Annotated in this window: 4 protein-coding genes and 1 pseudogene; 4 read left to right on the top strand and 1 reads right to left on the bottom strand. The window is 53.0% G+C overall.

Annotated features, from left to right (window positions below):
- Positions 1 to 397 (bottom strand): annotated as a pseudogene (locus CPT76_RS37375) (alkaline phosphatase family protein); the annotation flags it as partial.
- Positions 398 to 723: 326 nt separating this feature from the next.
- Here CPT76_RS37375 and CPT76_RS14090 point away from each other — a divergent pair.
- The 4 genes from CPT76_RS14090 to CPT76_RS14080 form a co-directional block, all read left to right on the top strand.
- Complete coding sequence (locus CPT76_RS14090; protein WP_200631077.1) at positions 724 to 1,593, top strand: ABC transporter permease; 870 nt, start codon at positions 724 to 726, stop codon at positions 1,591 to 1,593.
- A 67-nt stretch (positions 1,594 to 1,660) separates the two neighbouring features.
- Positions 1,661 to 2,365 carry a carbohydrate ABC transporter permease gene (locus CPT76_RS14085; RefSeq protein ID WP_308737581.1) on the top strand — a complete coding sequence of 235 codons (705 nt, stop codon included), beginning with the start codon at positions 1,661 to 1,663 and terminating at the stop codon, positions 2,363 to 2,365.
- A gap of 31 nt (positions 2,366 to 2,396) precedes the next feature.
- Entirely contained in the window at positions 2,397 to 2,540 is a 144-nt protein-coding gene (locus CPT76_RS41410) for a hypothetical protein (RefSeq protein ID WP_308737580.1), read from the top strand.
- A 39-nt stretch (positions 2,541 to 2,579) separates the two neighbouring features.
- The coding region (locus CPT76_RS14080) for an ABC transporter substrate-binding protein (protein ID WP_146116318.1) at positions 2,580 to 3,556 on the top strand (977 nt) is incomplete at its 3' end.

The raw sequence follows: 3,556 nt of genomic DNA, 5'->3' as shown, positions 1-3,556 counted from the left end.
GAACCAGATCCGCATCCGGAAGAGATTCTTTATGTATTCCGATGCCATCCTCAACGATCCCGTCATTGATCGGGCTCCAGCTGGTGAAGGAGGCGAGCTTGGCCTCGGGCCATGCCTTCCTTGCAAGCCGGAATACGGAAGGGTAAGGCGATTCGGCAGGATAAGGCTCGCTCGCAGCGACCTCGTTCGTTAATCCATGCTTCTCCGGTACGACGCCGTGAAGCACGGAGCCCCAGCATTCCGCGCTGATTGTCGGCGACTGCGCCTGGGCGTCATAGGTGACGGCCCCTTTTGCCAGAAAAGCGTCGATGACCGGTGTAGCCGTGTGCTGAATAAAGCTGCCGGCGCCGTCCATTCCCAGAATGAATACGCGCGAAACGGCATTTGCATTGCTCATGGGTCAACCTCCCCAAAGATGATTTCGCTTTCATAGGATCGATCAGCCCCTAGCATAAAGATTCCCGTACGGAGTGTCAACCACCATTTGGGAATTAGGCAAACAAGTCATCAGAGCGTTAGCAGGAAGTCATCATCGTGGTAGCCGGACTTTGCTTGCACCGTATAGAATCGGAATTGTAAGGGGTTACAGGTCACGAAACGACAAAAAGGAGTGAGATCATGCAAGAGGCGGTGCAGCTTGACCGGAATGCGGTGAGCCCGGCAAAGATCCGGCGGGTTTCCACGTTCCGGAGACAACTGAAGAAATACAAATGGCTGCTGCTGATGACACTGCCGGGAGTTATTTATTTATTCATCAACAACTATATCCCTATGTACGGCGTCATCTTGGCTTTCAAAAATTACAATTATGTCGACGGCATTTGGGGAAGCGAATGGGCAGGACTGGACAACTTTAAATTTTTGTTCAACTCCCAGGACGCCTATGTCATTACGAGGAACACCTTTCTATACAACTTCGTGTTTATCGTCCTGAATCTGGTGCTGGCCGTCCTCGCAGCGCTGCTGATTAACGAAATCAGGGACAAGGTCATCACCCGGTTCTACCAAAGCACCTTTCTGCTGCCGCACATCATTTCCATGGTCGTTGTGGCGTACCTGGTCTACAGCTTTCTGAATGTTGAAAGCGGGCTGGTGAACCGGCTTATCGCCAAATGGTTCGGCGCTGAAGCCGTTTCCTGGTACGGCGAGCCACGCTACTGGCCGTATATTCTCGTGATCGTTAACGCGTGGAAGAACGTAGGGTACCTGTCGGTCATCTATTTCGCCGCAATTATCGGGATTGACAAGGAGTATTACGAGGCGGCAACCATCGACGGCGCCAGCAAGTGGAAGCAGATGACGCGGATTACGATCCCGCTGATCACGCCTGTCCTTACTACGATGACACTGCTTGCGGTCAGCGGAATCCTCAGAAGCGACTTCGGTTTGTTCTACCAGGTGCCGATGAACACGGGCGCGCTGATCCCGACCACGAATACGATCGATACGTTTGTGTACCGGGCGATGACGCAGTCGGGCGACATCGGGATGTCCTCGGCAGCAGGCTTCTATCAATCGGTCGTCTGCTTTGTCCTGATTTTGGCAGCCAACGCAGCCGTCCGGCGGATCAACAAGCGCGACGCTTTGTTTTAGGGAGCCGCATGCAATCGTGTATTGATTTTTCCAAGAAAGGTAGAGGAACGTCATGAGGACAGCAAGCGTGAAAAAAATCATCGGCCCTTCCTTGATCCACCTGTTTTTCTGGGCTTTTACACTGGCATCATTGATCCCGTTTATACTGATTTTTATGGTGTCGATCTCGAGCGAGGATTCGATCCTGCAGAAGGGGTATTCCTTGTTCCCCAAGGAAATCAGCTTTGCTGCTTACCAGTTTTTGTTTAATGATTTCTCGGAGATTGCAAAGGCTTACGGCATCACCATCCTGACGACACTGATCGGAACGGTGGTCAGTTTGCTCATGACAGCTCTGTTCGCCTATCCGTTGTCCCGCCCGGATTTGCCCCTGCGGCGTACGTTATCCTTTTATATTTTCTTTACGATGCTGTTCGGCGGGGGGATGGTGCCCTGGTATATGACGTACGTCAACATGTTTGACCTGAAAAATACGATTTTCGCCATGATCATTCCCAATCTGCTGCTGAGCGCCTTCAACGTGCTCTTGATGCGAAGCTTCTTCTCATCGACTATTCCGGAGTCGGTCGTGGAGTCGGCGACCATTGACGGAGCCAGCGAAATCCGGATATTTTTCAGCATCGTCCTGCCCCTGTCGCTGCCGATCATGGCGACCATCGGGCTGTTCAACACGCTGTCTTATTGGAACGACTGGTATAACTGCATGCTGTTTATTGATAAGCCAGAGCTGTACAACATCCAGTACTTGATGAACCAAAACGTTAACCAATAACCTGCTGATGAAATCGGGAAGCTCTGCCCAGGTGGGCGAGCTGCTGGCCAAGATGCCCCGGGAAACGGTCCGGATGGCGCTGGCCATCGTCGGGATAGCCCCGCTGCTGTTCGCTTACCCGTTCTTCCAGAAATATTACATCAGCGGGATAACGAGCGGCGCCGTCAAGGGCTGACTCTACATTATCTAATCGTTGAGAGGAGAAGCGTCGACAATGAAAAAAGCCTACCATTTGGTGCTGATCATGATGCTGTGCGGAATGCTTGCCCTGACGGGCTGCGGCAAAGGAGGTGCAGGTGACTCCGGCGAAGCTTCGGGCACGGCCGCCAGCGGCACCGGTTCGGACAGCGGCACCGGTCTGAAGCCTTATAAAATTACGCTGGTGTATCCGGCGTCCGCACCCAAGGATCTGCAGCTGGTCCAGGATGAGATGAGCAAATACCTGACGGAAAAAATCAACGCGACGATCGAACTGAGGCCGATTGAATGGGCGTCATGGGATGACAAGACCAACCTGATGAAGATTTCCAACGAGCCGTTCGACCTGCTGTTTACGGCAAGCTGGTTCTCGTATGCCAAGGATGTGGCCAAAGGCCAGTTCGTGGAGCTGGATGAGCTGATGGCGCAGTACGGCAAGGACATTCCGGGAATTCTCGGGGATGACTTCATTAAAGGCTCGAAGATCGGCGGCAAATTGTACGCGCTGCCGACGAAGAAGGAATTCGGACAGGGCTTCGGTTTCCTGCTCGACAAGAAGCTGGTGGAAAAATACAAATTCGATATTACTGGCGTCAAGTCGCTGGAAGATATGGAAGCGATGTTCAAAACGATTAAAGACAACGAGCCTGCCGTGACCCCGATCGTCTCCAGCAAGTTCACGAATACTTGGAGTGCGGCCAATTACGACGGGATCGTGGCGAATCTGGCCGTTCCGCGGGGAAGCAAGGAACTCAAGGCGATCGATACGCTAGAGGATCCCAAGTTCATCGACTTCTTCCAACGGATGCATCAGTGGTATCAGAACGGCTGGTTCGACAAGGACATTCTGACCTCGGACGCCGACCAGGGGATGAATATGATTAAAGCCGGCAAAGCGTTCGCCGTGGCGCAATCCCTGAAACCGGGCAAAGACAAGGAGATGAGCGTCACGACGGGCGTGGACCTGGTACAGGTCGAGACGGCGGAACCGTT

Source organism: Paenibacillus sp. AR247 (assembly GCF_002968895.1).
Classification (GTDB): Bacteria; Bacillota; Bacilli; order Paenibacillales; family Paenibacillaceae; genus Paenibacillus_AQ; species Paenibacillus_AQ favisporus.
This window is presented reverse-complemented; position numbering and strand designations above follow the sequence as displayed.

Excerpts from the sequence above, each read along its gene's own strand:
- CPT76_RS14090 (WP_200631077.1), top strand. The coding sequence starts at position 724 with ATGACACTGCCGGGAGTTATTTATTTATTCATCAACAACTATATCCCT.